17 protein-coding genes are annotated in these 18,991 nt (G+C 62.7%); 7 read left to right on the top strand and 10 right to left on the bottom strand.

Features of this window, described 5'->3' with window-relative positions; translation table 11 throughout:
- The first annotated feature begins 73 nt into the window (after positions 1-73).
- Entirely contained in the window at positions 74-682 is a 609-nt protein-coding gene (locus ACU0FH_RS22000) for an exonuclease (protein WP_446196820.1), read from the top strand.
- The gene (locus tag ACU0FH_RS21995; RefSeq protein ID WP_446196819.1) at positions 675-1,091 is read left to right on the top strand and encodes an ester cyclase; all 417 of its coding nucleotides are present in this window, start codon (positions 675-677) and stop codon (positions 1,089-1,091) included. Before ACU0FH_RS22000 ends, ACU0FH_RS21995 begins: the two co-directional genes overlap by 8 nt.
- A 48-nt stretch (positions 1,092-1,139) precedes the next feature.
- On the opposite strand, the gene ACU0FH_RS21990 is transcribed toward ACU0FH_RS21995, so the two are convergent.
- Positions 1,140-1,784 carry a hypothetical protein gene (locus ACU0FH_RS21990; protein ID WP_446196818.1) on the bottom strand — a complete coding sequence of 215 codons (645 nt, stop codon included), beginning with the start codon at positions 1,782-1,784 and terminating at the stop codon, positions 1,140-1,142.
- Between the two features lie 182 nt (positions 1,785-1,966).
- Here ACU0FH_RS21990 and ACU0FH_RS21985 point away from each other — a divergent pair, with 182 nt between their 5' ends.
- Positions 1,967-3,259, top strand: coding sequence for an O-acetylhomoserine aminocarboxypropyltransferase/cysteine synthase family protein (locus ACU0FH_RS21985; RefSeq protein WP_446196817.1), 1,293 nt, complete (start codon positions 1,967-1,969; stop codon positions 3,257-3,259).
- A 72-nt stretch (positions 3,260-3,331) separates the two neighbouring features.
- On the opposite strand, the gene ACU0FH_RS21980 is transcribed toward ACU0FH_RS21985, so the two are convergent.
- A complete protein-coding gene (locus ACU0FH_RS21980; protein ID WP_446196816.1) occupies positions 3,332-4,048 on the bottom strand; it encodes an SIMPL domain-containing protein in 717 nt (238 codons plus the stop codon).
- A gap of 182 nt (positions 4,049-4,230) precedes the next feature.
- Between ACU0FH_RS21980 and ACU0FH_RS21975 the strand changes: the two genes are divergently transcribed.
- Positions 4,231-6,975, top strand: a complete 2,745-nt coding sequence (locus tag ACU0FH_RS21975) for a hypothetical protein (RefSeq protein ID WP_446196815.1) — start codon at positions 4,231-4,233, stop codon at positions 6,973-6,975.
- Positions 6,976-7,061: 86 nt separating this feature from the next.
- Here ACU0FH_RS21975 and hppD read toward each other — a convergent pair whose 3' ends face one another.
- Positions 7,062-8,156, bottom strand: coding sequence for a 4-hydroxyphenylpyruvate dioxygenase (gene hppD / locus ACU0FH_RS21970; RefSeq protein WP_446196814.1), 1,095 nt, complete (start codon positions 8,154-8,156; stop codon positions 7,062-7,064).
- Between the two features lie 145 nt (positions 8,157-8,301).
- On the opposite strand from hppD, the gene ACU0FH_RS21965 reads away from it, so the two are divergent.
- Positions 8,302-8,757: an Lrp/AsnC family transcriptional regulator gene (locus ACU0FH_RS21965; protein ID WP_088635592.1), complete on the top strand. Its 456-nt coding sequence runs from the start codon at positions 8,302-8,304 to the stop codon at positions 8,755-8,757.
- 39 nt (positions 8,758-8,796) lie between these two features.
- Complete coding sequence (locus tag ACU0FH_RS21960) at positions 8,797-10,686, top strand: monovalent cation:proton antiporter-2 (CPA2) family protein (RefSeq protein ID WP_446196813.1); 1,890 nt, start codon at positions 8,797-8,799, stop codon at positions 10,684-10,686.
- A gap of 32 nt (positions 10,687-10,718) precedes the next feature.
- Here the strand turns inward: ACU0FH_RS21960 and cobT are convergent, their stop codons facing one another.
- Positions 10,719-11,735 (bottom strand): nicotinate-nucleotide--dimethylbenzimidazole phosphoribosyltransferase, encoded by a 1,017-nt coding sequence (gene cobT / locus ACU0FH_RS21955; protein ID WP_446196812.1) that lies wholly within the window; start codon positions 11,733-11,735, stop codon positions 10,719-10,721.
- A gap of 81 nt (positions 11,736-11,816) precedes the next feature.
- Between cobT and cobS the strand changes: the two genes are divergently transcribed.
- Positions 11,817-12,578, top strand: a complete 762-nt coding sequence (gene cobS, locus ACU0FH_RS21950) for an adenosylcobinamide-GDP ribazoletransferase (protein ID WP_446196811.1) — start codon at positions 11,817-11,819, stop codon at positions 12,576-12,578.
- Between the two features lie 55 nt (positions 12,579-12,633).
- On the opposite strand, the gene ACU0FH_RS21945 is transcribed toward cobS, so the two are convergent.
- The 6 genes from ACU0FH_RS21945 to ACU0FH_RS21920 all read right to left on the bottom strand — a co-directional run bounded on the left by ACU0FH_RS21945 (position 12,634) and on the right by ACU0FH_RS21920 (position 18,991).
- Positions 12,634-13,143: a CarD family transcriptional regulator gene (locus ACU0FH_RS21945; protein WP_088635588.1), complete on the bottom strand. Its 510-nt coding sequence runs from the start codon at positions 13,141-13,143 to the stop codon at positions 12,634-12,636.
- A gap of 275 nt (positions 13,144-13,418) precedes the next feature.
- Positions 13,419-13,757: a ferredoxin FdxA gene (gene fdxA / locus ACU0FH_RS21940; RefSeq protein ID WP_088635587.1), complete on the bottom strand. Its 339-nt coding sequence runs from the start codon at positions 13,755-13,757 to the stop codon at positions 13,419-13,421.
- Between the two features lie 221 nt (positions 13,758-13,978).
- On the bottom strand, positions 13,979-15,310 hold the full coding sequence (locus ACU0FH_RS21935; protein WP_446196810.1) for a peptidoglycan-binding domain-containing protein: 1,332 nt from the start codon (positions 15,308-15,310) through the stop codon (positions 13,979-13,981).
- A 197-nt stretch (positions 15,311-15,507) separates the two neighbouring features.
- The gene (locus ACU0FH_RS21930) at positions 15,508-17,079 is read right to left on the bottom strand and encodes a formylglycine-generating enzyme family protein (protein WP_446196809.1); all 1,572 of its coding nucleotides are present in this window, start codon (positions 17,077-17,079) and stop codon (positions 15,508-15,510) included.
- Entirely contained in the window at positions 17,079-18,275 is a 1,197-nt protein-coding gene (locus ACU0FH_RS21925; protein WP_446196808.1) for an ABC transporter permease, read from the bottom strand. Before ACU0FH_RS21925 ends, ACU0FH_RS21930 begins: the two co-directional genes overlap by 1 nt.
- Positions 18,269-18,991 carry an ABC transporter ATP-binding protein gene (locus tag ACU0FH_RS21920; RefSeq protein WP_446196807.1) on the bottom strand — a complete coding sequence of 241 codons (723 nt, stop codon included), beginning with the start codon at positions 18,989-18,991 and terminating at the stop codon, positions 18,269-18,271. The genes ACU0FH_RS21925 and ACU0FH_RS21920 overlap by 7 nt, the downstream gene beginning before the upstream one ends.

Genomic DNA, 18,991 nt, shown 5'->3' with positions numbered 1-18,991 from the left:
AGAAGCAGGGGCCGGTCGGTATCAGGAGCCGGGTCCGCCTGCGGCGACGGGATTATCGAAGAGAGGGAAACAGATGGCGGATGCATTCATTTTTGACTGCGAATTTCTGACGGCGGAGGGGGCGCCATCTCGGTTCTGGTGCGGGCCGTTCGACCCCGACCCCGTGGTGGCGCAGATCGGTATTGTCCGGCTGGGGCTGGAGGAGAATTATCCTGTTGCCGAGACCAAGCGGCTTTATGTTGTGCCACCGGACCGGGTGGGCGGTCGGCAGGCGCTTGATCCGCTGTTCACGCGACTGACCGGGATCGATGAGCAGGTGATTGATGCCGAGGGGCTGGTGCTGGAACAGGCGCTGGCCGAGGTCGAGACGTTTTGTGGTGGGGCGAAGCTCTGGTCCTGGGGCAAGGACGAGTTCAACATGCTGGCGATCAGCTGTTATGTGGCGGGGATCGTGCCGCCCATCCCGGTCACGCGGTTTGGGAATGCCTGCCAGTTGCTGCTGAAAGCAGGGATGCCCTATGAGGACCTCAAGGTGACCCGGAGCAATACGCTTTCGGCCTATTTCGGGATCGAACACCCGCCGCTAAGGGGGCATGACGCGCTGGATGATGCGCTTTCCGTGGCCTATACGACGCAGCATCTGCTGAATGACGGTCGATTAAAGCCGTCGGATTTTGACTGAGGCACCGGTTGTGGGGGAGATGACGGCGCAAGGCCTGCGACGTCTCTATCTTGACTATATCGAGTGCCTGAACCGACGGGACTGGGCGGCACTTGGAAACTTTGTGCATGCAGAGGCAGAACATAACGGCACCAGGATCGGACTGTCCGGCTATCGGGAGATGCTGAAGAGCGATGTGGCGGCCATTCCGGACCTGTTCTTCGATGTGCGGATGATCCTGTGCGACGCACCTGTCATCGCCAGTCGCATCCATTTCGACTGTACGCCGGTTGGGCTGCTCTTTGGCCTGCCGGTGAACGGGCAACGCGTGCGGTTTGACGAGAACGTGTTTTACGAGTTCGAAGCGGGCCGCATCCGGCGGGTCTGGTCTGTGATCGACAAGGATGCCGTGCGCCAACAGATCGACTGACATGCCCGGCGCGGGCCGAGGCCGGCGCGCCGGGATCAGTTGCTGTGTTCAGGCTTTTTCGAGCAGCGTGTAGGTGGTGATCAACTCATTCTGGATCTGGCCGCGCATGATCTTGCCATTCGCGTCGCGTTTGCTCCTCGCACCGGCGGCCCGCTTGATAAGGCGGCCCATCTGCTGGTTGATTGGCGCCTGCGCCCGGGCAAGCGCGCGGTCATCGGCGGTTTTGGCATCGACGGCGATTTCGTAGTTGTCGACGAATTCGATTTCGCTCGACGCCTTGCGGACAACGGTCAGAATGAAGTTTTCGTCGAAACCGCCCTCAGCATCGACTTCGCGGGCGAGTTCGACGGCGCGGTCGAGCACGGCACGTTTGGCCGCGATACGCCGCGCCATCGGATCCTCGGCCGGGGCGTTTTCGATCACGTAGGTTTCGGCCATCTTCTGCATGAAGGGGGCGATATCCATACCGGCGGCTTTTGCAGCCGCGCCGACGAACTTGCGCACCTCGGTATCGAGCAGGAAGGTAACGGTGTTCTGTTCGACCATCCGCTTGCGTTTCAGCGCGCGCTTTTGGGCGAGGGTCGGTTTTTCACCAATTTCGGCGGATGTCGCAGCGTCGGCGCGGGCGCCTGTTTTTGCCTTGCCGGCACGCTTTTTATTCGCTTTTTCAAGTGTCTCTACTGTTGCTGGCATTTCAGCCTCCATATTCAACATAGTTACCGACTATGTTATTCGCCTTCAAAAGTCAACATAGTCGCAGAGTATGTTCCGATCGTGACCGGCGGGTGACATTGCCGTGCAGCGCCATGGTTGTTGCCCTGATCGACGCGATGACCTAGGCATATGCGACACATCTGAACACGGGAGAGAGACAGATGAGCGACGCCCCCAGTTATGGTTTCGACACCTTGCAGATCCATGCCGGCGCTCGGCCCGATCCGGCCACCGGCGCGCGGCAGACGCCGATCTACCAGACCACCGCCTATGTCTTTCGCGACGCCGATCACGCGGCAGCTTTGTTCAATCTGCAGGAGGTCGGCTATATCTATTCCCGCCTGACCAACCCGACGGTGGCCGTGCTTCAGGAACGCATTGCCACGCTTGAGGGCGGGGTTGGCGCGGTCTGCTGTTCCTCGGGTCATGCGGCGCAGATCATGGCGCTGTTCCCGCTGATGGCACCGGGGCGCAACGTGGTCGTATCCACCCGTCTTTACGGCGGTACGGTCACGCAGATGTCGCAGACCATCAAACGGTTTGGCTGGAGCGCGAAATTCGTCGATTTCGACGATCTCGATGCGCTGGAGGCGGCGATTGACGACGACACCCGTGCGGTCTTCTGCGAGAGCGTCGCGAACCCCGGCGGCTATATCACCGATCTGGACGCGGTTTCGGCGGTGGCCGACAAAGCGGGGCTGCCGCTGATCGTGGATAACACCTCGGCTACGCCCTATCTGTGCCGGCCCATCGAACATGGGGCGACGCTGGTGGTGCATTCGACCACGAAGTACCTGACCGGCAACGGCACGGTAACGGGCGGCTGCATCGTGGATTCGGGTAAGTTCGACTGGGCGGCTTCGGGCAAGTTCCCGTCGCTGTCGGAACCGGAACCCGCCTATCACGGGCTGAAATTCGCGGAAACCTTTGGTCCGCTGGCCTTTACCTTTCACGGGATCGCTGTTGGTCTGCGCGATCTGGGCATGACGATGAACCCGCAAGGCGCGCATTACACGCTGATGGGGATCGAGACCCTGTCGCTGCGGATGGAACGTCATGTGGCCAATGCCGTGAAGGTCGCGACGTGGCTGGAACAGGACGAGCGGGTCGATTTCGTGACCTACGCGGGTCTGGAATCCTCGCCTTATTACGAACGTGTATCGCGCATCTGTCCCAAGGGCGCGGGCGGGCTTTTCACCTTTGCGCTCAAGGGCGGATACGAGGCCTGCGTGAAATTCGTCAATGCGCTCGAGATCTTTTCCCATGTGGCGAACCTTGGCGATACGCGGTCGCTGGTGATCCATTCCGCTTCGACCACGCACCGCCAGCTGACGGCAGACCAGCAGGAAGCGGCGGGCGCCGGGCCGAACATGGTGCGGATCTCCATCGGGATCGAAGACGCGGACGATCTGATTGCCGATCTGGATCAGGCGCTGGCCAAAGCTTCGGCCTGAGGCATCGCCTTCCCGAAAACGAAAGGCGCGCCGCTGCGAACGGCGCGCTTTTATTGTTCGATTTGAACGGTTTCAGGGGCTGACGATGTCAAAGACCATGCTGACCGAGGAACTGACAGTCACCTCGCCCGCCGCGATCGGCACACCACCCTTGCGCGCCGAAGCCGCCATTTCCATCATCATCGGGCGTCCGCCGCCCTGTTCGGTGATAGAACGCACCTGCCCCAGTTCGATACCGGCGGCATCTGCATAGAGCACCGCCTTGGCCATCGCGTCCTTGACGGCGGCCTTGCGGGCCTCGTCCATCAGCGGATCGGGGTTCTGCATGGAAAACTGCAAGCCATTGAAATCATTTGCACCGTCTTCGATCACCGCATCCAGAAGCGGGCCGAGGCCCTCAAGGTCGCGGACCCGGACGTAGATCGTGTTGCTCGCCACGAAACCGGTGATGACGTTCTGTTCCAGATCGGTCCGGCCATTGTCGGACCAGACCGGGTTGAGCGTCAGGTTACGGGTCTGCATGTCACTCTCGGCCACGCCAAGCGTCGCGAGACGTTCGAGAATCGCCGCGACATTATCCGATGTCATGTCCATTGCGGCCTTAGCCTCGTCTGCCCGATGGGTCACGCCAAGGGTGATCGTGGCCATATCAGGCGCGGCGGTGACTTCTCCTTCACCGTTGACGATAATTTGACGGGATTGGGTTAGCTCCTGTGCGGCAAGCAGGGCTGGCGCGGTGGTCGCGCAGAATGCAGCCAAAACACCGGCAAGAAGGATAGATGGTTTCATTACTCGTTTCCTTTGAACTATATCTCAAGATGAAAGCGTTGCCCGTGATATCGCAAGGTCTGCTGTGGTGTTTTTCTTTTCCTCGGCAGAGTCCTGCTTTAAACTGGGCCCGATCGGGATGGCACTGGCTATGCCGGATGCCGGGGTGGCAACATATTGAAAATGGGATGAATGGCCGCGGAATGAAACCCGATTTTGCCCTTTCCTTGACGTTCGACGGAATTACCCTGCTGCACCGGGCGGCCGGCGGATGGCGTCATGTGGGTGACGCCGCATTCGAGGCGCCCGATCTTGCCGCTGCCGTGTCCGAGCTGCGCGCCAGGGCAAAGAAGCTTGCCACCGGCAAACTGCGCACCAAGCTGATCCTGCCGAATGAGCAGATCAGGTATCTGAGCGTCGAAACCGGGGATGCGCGGGGCGATATCCGCGACAGTCTCGTGCGCGAGGCGCTTGCCGAGGCGACGCCCTATGACCTGAGCGAACTGGTCTATGACACCGCCAGCGACGGGCGCATGACCCATGTTGCGGCGGTCGCGCGCGAAACGCTTGAAGAAGCGGAAGCCTTTGCGGTTGAGCATGAGATGGGGCCGCTGTCCTTTGTGGCCATCCCCGGCGATGAGGCGTTTCTGGGCGAGCCGTGGTTTGGCCAGACCAAGGCCGCGACCCATGAGTTTGGCAAGAACACGGTAGAACCGGACGGAATCGCGGTCGTGGTCGTCGGCAAGGCGGTTTACCCCGAGCCGGAACCTGAACCGGTCGAAGAATCTCAAACTGTGGGAGAGCCTGAACCAGGCAACGACGAGCCCCCCGAAACGGAAGACACCGCCCCGCAGCCGACCACGCCCGCCGGGTTTTCCTCGCGCCGGGCACGACGGGAAGGCCCCGCCCCTGCCGAAGACATCCCTGCGACCGGCGAGTTGCTGACTGCCGAACGGCCGCGTTTCTCGCTGGCGCCCGGTCCTGTCGCCAGTGGCGTCGCCCCCGAGGTCGAACATACGCCGGTGGCTGCCGAAATCGCTGAAACCGTCACTCAACACGATGAGGACGAGCCGCAAGAAGAGGCCGAGGTCAGGGCCAAGAGCGAAACCGACCCCGACCCGGTCGTGGCCGCGCCTGAGTATCAAGAACCGGAGTATAAAGAGGCCGAACCGGATCTCACGTTGACGGCCCCCGAATTCCGCACGCAACCCGAAGAAGACCCGGTGCCGACGGCCACCGGGTTCAGCGCCTTTCTCAGCCGCAAGCGTGAAAAAGAAGACCCGCCCGTTACCACCAGACCGAAACAGACGACCAGCCGGATCGCGCCGCCGCCCCCCGCCGCCATGAGCGAAGCCGGTGACGAAGCCGCCAAGATGACCGTCTTTGGCGCCCGCGACAACAAGGTGGGCGGCAAACCCCGTCACCTTGGCCTGATCCTTACCGCCGGCCTGCTATTGTTCCTTGCGGCCGTCGCGATATGGGCCAGCCTGTTCCTGGATGACGGGATTGCCGGTCTCTTCGGCACCGACGATGCTCCGAGCGATCACGCGCTGACCCCTGCCGTAGTGCCAGCCCCCGATGTGCTGGACACGGACCCGGTTGTCACCGCTGTGGAACAAAGCGAAGGCGTGTTTCGCCCGGGCGCGGCGGATACCGACACCGACCCGAATGCCGCGCCGGATACGGACGTGGATCAGGGCCCGCAGATCGCGGCGGAACCCGGCGCGCCCGAGGCGCCGGCCGCGGATGACAGCCTGCAGAACCTTCCCGATGCGCCCGGTCTGAGCGAAACTGACATGGCGGTTCTTGACGCGCTGGACGAAGGTGAAAGTGACGCGATCCCTGCAGACGAGCTGCCCGCGATTGACGACGATTTGCCCGGGATCGACAGCGAAGTGCTGGATGACGAAGCCGTTGCCGATGCGCAGGATATGGAAACGGCCCCGGTTGAAGGCGAAGACACGGCTGTTGCGACAGAGGTCCCCGCCGAGCCGCAGACCGAGGCCGAGAAAGAGGCCCGCTATGCCGCGACCGGCATCTGGCCCGAAGCGCCCGAGGCCCCCGCCTCGCCCGCCGTGATCGGTCTTGACGACCTGTTCATCGCGTCGATCGACCGCACCGACATGTCTCAGGACGCGGTGGCCCTGCCCCAGCCCAAGGAATTTGAAACGGACGAGGCGCCGGATGTGGTGAGCTCGCCTGCCGCCGCCGGTACGCTTTTTGCGCTGGATGAAAACGGTCTTGTCGAGGCCACGCCCGAAGGCACGCTGAACCAGGAAGGGGTTCGGATCTATGCCGGTCTGCCGCCCATACGCCCCTCCTCTATTCCCGAACGGCTCGACGTGCAGGAAGAGGCGGAAAGCGATGCGCTGCGCGACCGTCTGGCCGAACTGCGCCCGCGCCTGCGCCCCGAGGATCTGGCCGAACGTCAGGAACGCACGCAGCTTGGCGGGCTGACCCGCGACGAACTCGCTACGCTGCGGCCCAAGCTGCGGCCTCGCTCGCTTCAGGAAGAGGCGGAAACCCTGCGCGCTGAACAGGCAACCCCCGCGCCGCCATCGGCACAGGCCGTCGCCGCGTCGCGGCGTCCCGATCCACGCCCTGCCGATTTCGCCAGCATCGTCAGCACTGCTCGGGCGGCACCCGAGGAAGAAGACGAACCCGAACCTGTCGCGCCTGTCCGTGTGCAGCCGACCATTCCATCCTCCGCTTCGGTGGCACGGCAGGCAACGCTCGACAATGCGATCAACTTGCGCCGCGTGAACCTCATCGGGGTCTATGGCACGCCGTCGAACCGGCGCGCGCTCGTGCGTCTGCCCAGCGGACGGTATAAAAAGGTTCAGGTCGGCGACAGCGTCGATGGCGGACGCATCGTGGCCATCGGCGACAGCGAGCTGCGCTATTCCAAGGGCGGGCGCAACCTGACCCTGAAGATTCCGAGCGGTTAAACGCCCCCTCTTCGCATTACGCAAAAAAACGGGCGGCTGGATGCCGCCCGTTCTCCTCCCCGTGGATCGCTTGCAAGCGGGAGACGTTACTCCGCCGCGATCTCACCATTATCGATCTGCTCCTGTTCGATGGACTCGAACAGCGCCTTAAAGTTGCCTTCGCCAAACCCGTCATCGCCCTTGCGCTGGATAAACTCGAAAAAGATCGGACCGATCACGGTTTTCGAGAAGATCTGCAGCAGGATGCGGGTTTCACCGCCATCGACGACGCCTTCGCCATCGATCAGGATACCGTGCTTTTTCATCCGCTCGATCGGTTCGTCATGGTCGACGACGCGATCCTTGGACATGTCGTAATAGGTATCCGGCGGACCGGGCATGAATTTCACGCCCTTGTCGGCAATCGCATCGGTGCTGTCATAGATATTGTCCGACCCGACCGCGATATGCTGGATACCTTCGCCATTGTACTTCTTGAGGTAGGACACGATCTGGCCGGTTTCTCCCCGGTCCTCGTTCAGCGGAATACGGATCCGGCCACAGGGCGAGGTTAGCGCGCGCGAGAACAGCCCGGTGAACTTGCCCTCGATGTCGAAAAAGCGGATTTCGCGGAAATTGAACAGATCGCCGTAAAACTTGAACCAAGTGTCCATGTTCCCCTTGAACACGTTATGGGTCAGGTGATCGAGGTAATAGAACCCGACACCGCGCGGCTTGGACTGCGCCAGCCATTCAAATTCCTCGTTATAAGGCGAGGTGTCGTAATACTGGTCGATGAAATAGATCAGCGATCCGCCAATCCCGAGGATTGCGGGCACGTCCATCGTCTTGTCATCGCCCGTGTAAGGCTCGGCACCATTCGCAACCGCGTGGTCGAACGCATGCTGCGCGTCCACGACGCGCCAGCCCATCGACGGTGCACAAGGACCGTGCAGATCGACAAAGCGTGAGGCAAAACTGTTCGGCTCGGCATTCAGGATATAGGTGATATCGCCCTGCTGCCAAAGTTCGACATTCTTGGACTTGTGGCGAGCGACGCATTCGTAGCCCATACGCGAGAAAACACCGCGCAGTTCTTCGGGATCGGGATGGGCGAACTCGACGAATTCGAACCCGTCCGTTCCGGCCGGGTTGGCCTCGGTGATTTCGGATTTCGGGGCGTCATGCGGGAAAGGACCCATGATTCGCTTCTCCTCTGGCTGTCATTTCTGGTTAGCCAAATCGTAACGCAAACTTCATGCTGAAGTTGCGCGTTTTTGATTAGGATCAAGGGTAGTTATGCGGGAAACATGCACTACGTAAGTAAGAATAAAGGATTCGCCGCATATGCTTGATGATACGGATACTCGCCTGCTCGCGGCGCTGCAGGGCAATGCGCATCTGACAGCGCAGGAATTGGGTGAGCTTCTGAACCTCTCGCCCAGCCAGGCCGGGCGCCGCCGCCAGCGGCTTGAGGCCGATGGCATTATCCAAGGCTATTCTGCGCGGCTCGACCCGCTGCGCCTCGGGCTCAGCGTGCAGGGATTCGTGCAGGTCCAGCTTGGCACCCACGGCCCCGAGCAATCGGCCTCTTTCGCGCGGCTGATCCGATCCCGGGCCGAGATCACAAGCGCATGGACCATGACCGGCGAAGCTGATTATCTGTTACGCGTCTATTGCAGTGATTTGCCCGCCCTGAATGCGCTGATACACGAAGTCATCCTGCCGCACCCCGCCGTGGCGCGCGTGCAAAGCCAGATCGTGATGGATCAGCTCAAACGCGACGCGCCGCTGCCGACGTAAACATGTACTTCGTCCCTCTCGGGAAGGAACCGACTGACAATGGATAGTTTCCTCTACCAAGCCTCGATCTATCTGGCGGCCGCAGTGATCGCTGTGCCGATTGCCGCGCGGCTTGGCCTTGGATCCGTGCTTGGCTATCTGGCCGCGGGCATCGTCATTGGTCCGGTGCTCCATCTGGTCGGCTCCGAAATGGAAGAACTGCGCCATTTCGCCGAATTCGGCGTCGTGATGATGCTGTTCCTGATCGGTCTCGAACTCGAACCGAGGGCGCTCTGGAACATGCGCCACAAGCTGATCGGTCTGGGCGGGTTGCAAGTCGTCCTCAGCACGCTGGTCATCATGGCCGCCGCCATTGCCGCCGGGCAGCCCTTTGCGACCGCCGTCGCCATCGGTCTTGCTCTGTCGCTCTCCTCGACCGCCATCGTGCTTCAGACCCTGTCGGAAAAGGGGCTAATGCAGACGGGCGGCGGGCGTTCCGCCTTTTCGGTGCTGCTGACGCAGGATATCGCGGTGATCCCGATCCTTGCCTTGCTGCCGCTGCTTGCCGTCAACGAAATCTACGGCGCGATCAATGACGACGGGTCGATTTCTCTTGCGATACACGAGGCCGCCGCCGAGGGGCATGGCCACGCGGTTTCGCTTGTCGAGGGCCTGCCGGGCTGGGCGGTCACGCTGGTGACGATCGGCGTGATCGGTCTGGTCATCCTTGCGGGCATCTACCTGACGCGGCCCGTGTTCCGGTTCATCCACGTGGCAGGCCTGCGCGAGATGTATACGGCGCTGGCGCTGCTGATCGTGGTCGGCATTTCCTTCCTGATGACGCTGGTGGGCCTGTCACCCGCGCTTGGCGCGTTCCTCGCGGGCGTGGTGCTGGCCAACAGCGAATTCAGACACGAGCTTGAAAGCGACCTTGAACCGTTCAAGGGCCTTTTGCTGGGGCTGTTCTTTATTACCGTGGGCGCGGGGATCAATTTCACCGCCTTTTTCGCGGATGCCGCCGACCTGATCGGGCTGGCCGTGCTGGTCATTCTGGTCAAGGGCATCGTGCTGTACCTGCTGGGACGCGCCTTCAAGCTCAAGGGACGCGACCGCTGGCTCTTTACCCTCTCGCTGGCACAGGCCGGGGAGTTCGGGTTCGTGCTGATCTCCTTTTCAACCCAGCAGAACGTCATCCCCGGCGATGTCGCGGAAAAACTCTTGCTGATCGTCGCCCTGACGATGCTGATCACGCCGCTCCTGTTCATCCTGTACGAGCTGATCTCGCGCCGGATGAGTGATGTGGCAGGCCCCAAGTACAAGCCCGACGAGATCGACGAGGAAGGCCCCGTTATCATCGCCGGGATTGGCCGTTTCGGACAGATCGTCAACCGGCTGGTGCAAGCCAGCGGGTTCAAGACCATCGTTCTTGACCACGACATGCAGACCATCCAGCTGATGCGCCGTTTCGGGTTCAAGGGCTTTCTTGGCGATCCAACCCGGCCCGAGCTGCTGCGCGCGGCGGGCTTGCAGAAGGCGCGCGTGCTGGTCGTGGCGATGGATGACAAGGACAAGGCCACGATGCTGGTGGCCTATGCGCGCCGCCAGCGCCCCGACCTGCATATCGTGGCCCGTGCTTATGACCGCCCGCATGTGTTCGAACTCTACAAGGCAGGCGCGAACGACATCGTGCGCGAGATGTTCGACAGCTCCCTGCGCGCCGGGCGCTACGTGCTCGAGAACATTGGTCTTTCGGAATACGAGGCAAGCGAGGCGGCTCAGACCTTCTATGCCCATGACCGGGTCACGGTCCGGCAACTGGCCGAGGTCTGGGATCCGAATATCCCGGCCAGCGAAAACGCGGCCTATATCGCCAAGGCCAAGGAGCTTGAGAAAGAGCTTGAAGCCGCGCTGCTGAACCGCGTTTACGAAAACGGCCGCAAATCAGCGTAAAGGATCGCCCGGTTTCGAGACCGGGCGATCACTCAGTTTCCAGCAGCAACGCCCGCCTCGGCGAATGTCGCCATGCCGCTGTGACAGGCCACCGCGCTCTTGAGGATATTGATCGCAAGCGCTGCGCCAGAGCCTTCGCCAAGCCGCAGTCCCAGCGACAGGATCGGATCCTTGCCCAGCCGTTGCAGCAGCGCGCCGTGGGCGCCCTCGGCGCTCTGATGGCCTGCAACCGCGTGATCGAGCGCACCTGCCGCCACATTCTGCAGGCAGGCCGCCGCCGCGCAGCAAATGAACCCGTCAAGGATCACCGGAATCCGCAGCACACGCGCCGCCGCGATGGCACCGGCCATCGCCGCGACTTCCCGTCCGCCAAGTCGGGCCAGCAGCGACAGGCCATCGCCCGCCCCGCCGTGCAGCCCTACGGCCCGTGCGACCACCTGCGTTTTGATCGAAAGCCCCGCCTCGTCGACACCGGTGCCACGCCCGGTCCAGTCAGCCGCATTGCCACCAAAGAGCGCATGGCAGAGTGCCGCTGCCGAAGTGGTATTGCCGATGCCCATCTCTCCGACCACCAGCAGATCGGCGGACAGATCCACCGCCGACCAGCCCCGGCGCAGTGCATCAAGACATTCTGCGTCGCTCATGGCGGCTTTTTCCGTGAAATCGCCGGTCGGACGGTCCAGATCGAGCGCATGCACATCCATCCGCGCGCCCGCCGCCTGTGCAAGCTGGTTGATTGCCGCGCCGCCATGCTGGAAATTCGCGACCATCTGCTCGGTCACTGCCGGCGGAAAGGCCGAAACGCCCTGCGCCGTGACCCCGTGGTTGCCTGCGAATACGATCACGTGCGGCGTCGCGATGCAGGGCCGCGCCTCGCCCCGCCAGCCCGCGTACCAGATCGCTAGATCTTCGAGACGCCCCAGCGCCCCCGGCGGCTTGGTCAGCTGGGCATTGCGTTCAGTCGCGGCGGCCCGCGCATCGACCCCGATCCCCGGGGCGGATCTCAGCAGATCGCGTAACGTGTCCATGTTTGTAAGATCGGGCAGCATTGAAAGCCTCATTGCATCGAAACTGACCCCGTTGTTTAACCGCTGGGCAGAGCATCACAACCCCAAGAAAGGGCGCCGCGCATGGAAGGTGGCAAAACAGCCGGTCGGATTTCACTTATGGACCCGTTGCTTGCCTGCGTTCTGCTGACGCGTCTGCCCCTGCCCACGCTTCCCGCGAGTGCCTTTCAACGTCAGGCCAGTGCCGCATGGGCCTTTCCGCTCGCCGGGCTGGCGGTCGCCGTCCCGGCGGCGTTTGCTGGCTGGGCAGCTCTTGGTTTGGGCATTGCGCCCCTGATCGCCGCCGGGCTGGTGCTCGCCGTACAGATCATGGTGACCGGCGCCATGCACGAGGATGGGCTGGCCGATACCGCCGACGGTCTCTGGGGCGGGTTCGACCGAGCCCGCAGGCTCGAGATCATGAAGGACAGCGCCATCGGCAGTTATGGCGTTCTGGCGCTGATCCTGTCGCTGGGCCTGCGCTGGATGGCGTTGGCGGCCATTCTCGAAACCGGAGTCGTGACGACCGTCGCCGTTGCCGCCCTGTCACGCGCTGTTCTACCTGCGATGATGACAGCCTTGCCCCATGCCCGCGCGGACGGTCTGTCGCATAGCGTCGGACGCCCCGGGTGGACCACCAGTATGGGCGCGCTTGGCCTTGGCCTTTTCATCGCGCTGTTGGCGAGCGGTCCTGCGGTAATCGGGCCATTCCTGCTGGCCCTTCTGGCCGTCGTCATCCTTGGCATGATCGCCAAACGCAAGATCGGCGGCCAAACCGGCGATATCCTTGGCGCCACCCAGCAGGTCAGCGAAATCATCCTGCTCATCGCATTGGCCGCCGCATGAAAAAAACCGGCCGCCCAAGGGACGACCGGTTTTTCAGAAAACTTGCTAGCCGTTATCAGGCGGCGCGCGACATCAGCACGTCATCGACCTGCTTGGCCGCAACGGTTTCATCGCCGCCGCTGACAGCCGCGACTTCGCGGGTCAGGCGTTCGAGAGCGGCTTCATAGAGCTGACGCTCGGAGTAGCTCTGCTCACGCTGATCATCGGTACGGTGCAGGTCGCGCACGACCTCGGCAATCGAGATCAGGTCGCCCGAGTTAATCTTCTGTTCATATTCCTGCGCGCGGCGCGACCACATGGCCCGCTTGACCTTGGCCTTGCCCTTGAGCGTCTTCATCGCCTGGCTGATCACATCGGGCGAGCTTAGCGAGCGCATGCCGATCTCGGTTGCCTTGTTCGTGGGCACCCGCAGGGTCATCTTGTCTTTTTCAAAGGAGATCACGAAGAGTTCAAGCGCGATACCCGCGACTTCCTGTTCCTCGATGGATACGATCTGACCGACGCCATGCGCCGGGTAAACAACATACTCGTTGGGACGAAATTCCAGCTTCTTTGATTTGGTCATTCAGCACTTCCTTGCAGACCGGGTGCTTTAGGCGACAAAGACACCGCAGCGGGCCACTTGTATGACCCGTCCAACAGCGTTCTCAATCTCCGATATGCCCATCCCGACGTGAGCGCGTCGCGGACGATCCGGTATTTTCCATCATCTGTAGGATAAATATATCACAAAAACTGCATGATTGGAAGATGACGTTGGGTCATCTTCGAAACCTCAGTGAATCACGGTATTTTTCGCACTGTGGCATGCCTTGCCGTGCAACGCAAAGGGCGAATCGATCAGCCGCCCTCGCCCGGCGCTTCCGAGAAGTATTTGTCGAGCTTGCCCTCTTCGCCATCGCGCTCCTCGGCCTCGGGCAGCGGATCCTTGCGGGTGATGATGACCGGCCAGAGCTCAGAGTACTTCCGGTTGAATTCCACCCATTTCTCAGCCTCGGGATCCGTGTCCGGGCGGATCGCATCCGCCGGGCATTCCGGTTCGCACACGCCGCAGTCGATGCATTCATCCGGGTGGATGACCAGCATGTTCTCGCCTTCGTAAAAGCAGTCCACGGGACAGACTTCGACGCAGTCGGTGTATTTGCAGGCAATGCAGTTGTCGTTGACGATATAGGTCATTAGGGCGGCTTTCCGTTGCACCGTTTGAGGTCTAGCTAGATCAGCCCCGCCAAGCATTCAAGCACCCGCGCGTCATAAAGACGTTAAGTTCCGCATGTCTGTGCCCAAGGGACGCATGTTCCGGCAATCGGCCCGCTCATGAAATGGCTGTCCTTGGCTGAAACGAAAATCGCCCGCCGAAGACGGCAGGCGATTCCCCTATTTCCGGAATGTCGTGTCGATCAGTTCTTCGGCACCGAGAAGACCGGGAACGCCGCGCTGCTTGCGCCGCCACCGCTGCCGCTCAGCGCTTCTTCGATAACGGCGACACGGTCAGGCGACTGGCCCATCACCGCCGCACCCGCGGTCGAAGAAACCGAGTCCATCGCGAGGTTCATCCATGCGGTCGACTTGGACGCATCCGCCTTGGATGTACCAAAGCCTTCGCGCATGTGGTGGCTCACTGCTTCGCCATAGCCAAGCTGACCGGCCGAGGCGAGCAGCACGGCCGACGCCAGCGCCATCTGTGCATCGTCGATACGGTAGCCAACACCCAGGCAGACCTTGCCGCCGGAGACAAGCTGATCCATCGGCTGGCCCGAGCTTTGCAGCACGGCCGACGCATCGCTGATCACCTGATCGGGACGCTTGGTCGACAGACCGTCAAGCTGCGGCGCGATAACCTGCGCAAGACCGCCGCACTGTGCCTCGATCTGCGAATCCGTCATGTTCGGGATTGTCGCGGTGATCGAGCTGCTTTCCGCCATCGCATGGGTCCGGGCAAGGCAGAACTGTTCGTTCAGCACGAATTCGGAATCCGACACGCGGCCCGGTGCGGTGATCCCGCCATTGGCGGCAGTCAGCACGTTGATCTCGTTGCAGTGCTCGTTGACCGAACGGTCGGTCTGCCCAAAGGTAAAGTTAGGCAGCGTTGCGGTTTCCGACCGGGTGGTGACAGGCTCTGTTGGGGCCGGCGCCGGTGCAGGCGCGGGAGCCGGTGCAGGCGCTGCTGCCGCCGCAACCGGTGCAGGGGCGGGCGCAGGAATCGGAGCCGGGGCCGGCGCGGGCTGAACCGCGGCTGTGGTCGAAATGCCAAGCTGTTCGTTGCGATAGGTCCGCAGCAGACCGGACGGCCCCTGCGACGCGATGATCTGGTTATAGGGCGCTACATGCGAGCTTGCGAGCGCACGCTGGTGGCTGCCCAGCAGGAAGTCCCGCTCGTAATCGTCAAGCCGACCGTCCGGGTTGAACCCCATCTGCGCCTGGTACTGCGAGATGCCCGCGCGCGAACGGCTGCCAAGCACCCCATCAGCGCTGCCGACGTTATAGCCGAAATAGTTGAGCGCAGTCTGAACCTGACGGTTCTGCTCGCGCTGCGCCGAATAAGCCGCCGAATTCGAACTTCTGGTGTAGGTCTGGCGACGCTTGTTCTTGTTGACTTCGTTCACGATGATGCCGCTAAGAAGCGCACCGCCCAAGAATGCCGCAGCCTCGTTGGCCTGAGCCCGCTGAACCGGCACCGCCACAAGGCTGGCAGCAACGAATGACGCACAAATGTGTTTTGTTTTAAACATGATAAAGAAACCCTCCGGTAGCAAACTTTGGTCAGCCACGCGCACGCAACATGATCGGTACGGTGGTCAATGACTCCCCGCCATGGAACAAGAGACGAACAAACATAGACTTGAAAGTCAAGCGTGCATACCGATCACCGCGATCAAATTAAGGGGAATTGGCGCAAATTCGCACCGCTCGGCCCCCCGCGCCGATCTCACTGAAGCGCGAGGTCGCGCAGCGCGTCGATTTCCAGATCCGGATGCGCACCGTAATACGCGAGGTCTTCCCAGAAACGCTCCAGCATCCGCGCCACCTGCCCGCGCCCGGCAAGCGACAATTCCTCGCTCAGCACGTTATAGGCCGCGATACGGGCCGGTTCCGGCACATCCGAGCTTAGCGTTTCAAGGGCGGCGCGGAACGACAGAAGGAACGTCGCCTGCTCGCGCCGCATCGCGTTGATCTCTTCGACATGCCGGTCAAGCTGACGGGCATAAACCGGCGTTTGGCTGCGGGCACGCTGCAGATCCACCAGCATCCGGATATTGGCCGCCTTTGCCGCGATATCTGCCGTTGTCTCGATAATGGAATCGACGAACACCGCCCCCGCCAGCAAAGTGGCCCGCGCCGATTGTTGCAGCGCGGTCTGGGCGCGGTCGGTCGCGCGACGGAATTCAAGATCGAGATCGGTGAGCGCGTCGCGCCGCGACGGGTCGATCTCCGCGTCGATCAGCCCGGACAGCAAGGTCTGCGGATCGGCATCGGTCTGCACATCCAGCGTATCGGCCAGCGCCTGCCACCTATCGCGGATCGCGCGCAGCCGCGCGTCGGAGGTGGTGATGTGGGTGGCGATGACCAGCCGCATGCCAAAGGTCTCGGCCCCCAGTGGCTGTCCGCTCGACAGGTCATAGGGCGGGTATTCGGTACGCACCGCGCTATAAATTTGCGCGGCCTGCGACAGGACCGATCCGCCGCGCGTGACGATACCGCCCACCTGCCCGCCCGCACGTCCCAGCGCGTTCAACCGGAACGGTTCCATCATCAACTCCTCGGCATTGCCGTAAACGTCGTAAAGCCCAAGCGGATTGGGTTTGCGCAGCCCCACCGCACCCAGCGTACCCCGCGACGATCCGGGCGCCTGATAGCGTGCATAGTCGCGCAGGTCGCCATCGCCAAAAAAGCGACGTCCCGGAAACAGAGTCGGTTCAATCCGCGCCCCGCCCCGGGTTGCATATTCCCATTCGGCCTCGGTCGGCAGGCGGACGAACCCCGGCACACCATCGGCCATCGGCAGTTCGGGCGGGCGCACAGACAGCAGCCAGCCGGAATAGGCCTGCGCGAGCGCCTGCGCGTCGAACCACGAAATCTCGCCCTGCGCGATACGATCCGCCCGCGTCGGTGCCTCGCAATCCCCGCTCAGCGCGCGGAACTGGCCCTGGGTCAACTCATACCGGGCGATGTAGTAGTAGGTCGCGCCTGAATTCTCATCGGTGAAGGAGCCACGCAGAAAGGCAGGGTGCAGGTAATCGGAATAGCCGCTTTCCTCCTGCGTCTGCCCAAGCCGGACCCGCCGGTCGGCCATCGGATCGGGGGCCTCCATCGGCACATTCACCCGTTGGAACGCCATCGCCCCGCCGCAGGGCATCGGCAGGATCAGGTCAGCGGGCGCCCCTTCAAAGGCCGGATCGTACAGCTCTTTCGGCCAGGGCGCGTCGCCGGTTTCCGTCTGGGCCGCCAGGGGCGTCGCCAGAGCGGCAAAACAGGCGATATTGATCCAAAATCGGCGCATCACGCGGCCTCGCGCAGCACGCTGGCGGGATCAAGCCGCAGCGCCGACCAGGCCGCCGCCCCGGCGGCCAGAACAACCAGCACCAGCACAGCGGCGGCGATGGTCAGCGCCTGCCCCGGCTGCAAGAGCACCAGTGGTGCCGCCCCGGGCAGCCCCTGCCCGAACAGCGCCTCGGCCCCCTGCCCGGCGACAAGAAAGATCGCAAAGGAAAGGATCAACCCGAGACAGGCGGTCAGCCCGGCCTGTATCACCGGGAACAGCGCAAGCTGGCGACTGGGCACGCCGATCAGCGCGATACCCGCCAGCACCCCCCGCTTGCGCGCCACATCCGACCAGAACCCCAGCACCAGCGCCGCGCCCAAGCCCAGCGCGGCCAGCACCGCGGTACCCGCCAGCGCCATGTTCAGCTTGCGCCCCAGACCCAGTAGGGATTCGACCGCGCGTGTATTGGCGGTGGTCCCCAGCCCCAGTTCGCTTTCGACACGGGACTGCAGCGCCGACAGATCCTCAAGCCGGTGCGCATAGATCCGTAGCCCGGCATAGGCCGCCACCCTGTCGGCCAGATCGCGGCTGCCTTCGATGCCATGCTCGGGCAGGCTGTAGCTGTCGTAAAACGCCTCGATCAAAGACAATGTATCGAAGGGCGCCAGCACCGTCCGCCCCGATGTCGCACCCGGGTCAAGTACCAGCCCGATCCGCTTGTCCAGCACCAGCTGACGTGGACGGTCCTCGGCCTGCGTGATGAGCTGCACCTCATCGCCCGCCTGCAACTCAAGCTGTTGGGCAAGCTGGGCGCTCACCGCGACCTCACCTTCGCCGAGCGTCGCGCCCTCAGGCAATGTCGGATCGCCCGCACCGGTCGGCACCATCAGCGCCGCGCGGATGCGCCGCCCGTCCACCGGGCGCAGGTTCACGTAATCGAACTGGCCGCGCACCTTGGGGGTCATAAAGGCGATCTCAGGCCAGTCGCGCAGCGGCGCGATATCCGCCTCGGACAGCGTCACGTTCCCCGCCGTATCAATCTGCAAATTCGCCGGATCGGCGAGCATTTCCCCGATCAGCGCCGTATAGACCCCGTTTTTGACCCCGAAAAGCACAAGCAGCGGCACCAGAATCCCGACCATCACCGCCGCGTTGCAGAACAGGAAGAACCGGTCGCGGATCATATCCGCCCATGCCAGCCGCAGGATCAGCATGCCAAAGGCTCCAGCCGACTGACCACGGGGTCATTGCTGACAACCAGCCCGTGACGCTCAAGCCCGAAACGCGCGACCCGGTCGAGGTCATGCGACGACAGGATCACGCCGGTCTTTTGCGCCTCGGCGGTCTCCAGCAACAGCGTCAGCACCCGGTCCGCCGCCTCGGGGTCCAGCGCGGCGGTCGGTTCATCGGCAACGACAAAGGGCGGGCGATGCGCAAGGGCGCGGGCTATCGCGGTGCGCTGGCGCTGACCGATGGACAGGGCCGCTGGGCGCAGCCCGGCGACATCCGCGATTTCCAGCCGCTCGATCAGTTCATGGACCCGGTTGGCGTCGAGCCGTCCGGTAACCTTCTGCGGCAGCGCGATGTTTTCAGACACGGTCAGGAACGGGACCAGCCCGCCGGTCTGCGGCACGAACCCGAACAGTCCACCGCGCATCCGGGCAAGCTCTACCCCGCGTGGTCCTTTCGCCCAAAGCGCCGCAAGATCGCGCGATCTCTTCTCACCATACCAATGGTACACGGCGCCCAGAGAAGGCGCGCGCAGCAGGCCAAGCAGTTCCAGCAACAGGGTCTTCCCCGATCCGCTCGCCCCGGTCAGCGCCACCGCCTGCCCGGGCACCAGCCGGAAATCGTCGACTTCCAGCCGAAAGGACCGCTCGCCATCGGCAAGCTCGATCCGTCCAGATTGCAGGTGCAGGCCCCGGTCCAT

This window comes from Heliomarina sp., assembly GCF_052826185.1.
The sequence above is the reverse complement of the archived record's forward strand: the minus strand, read 5'-3'. Positions and strand labels throughout refer to the sequence as shown.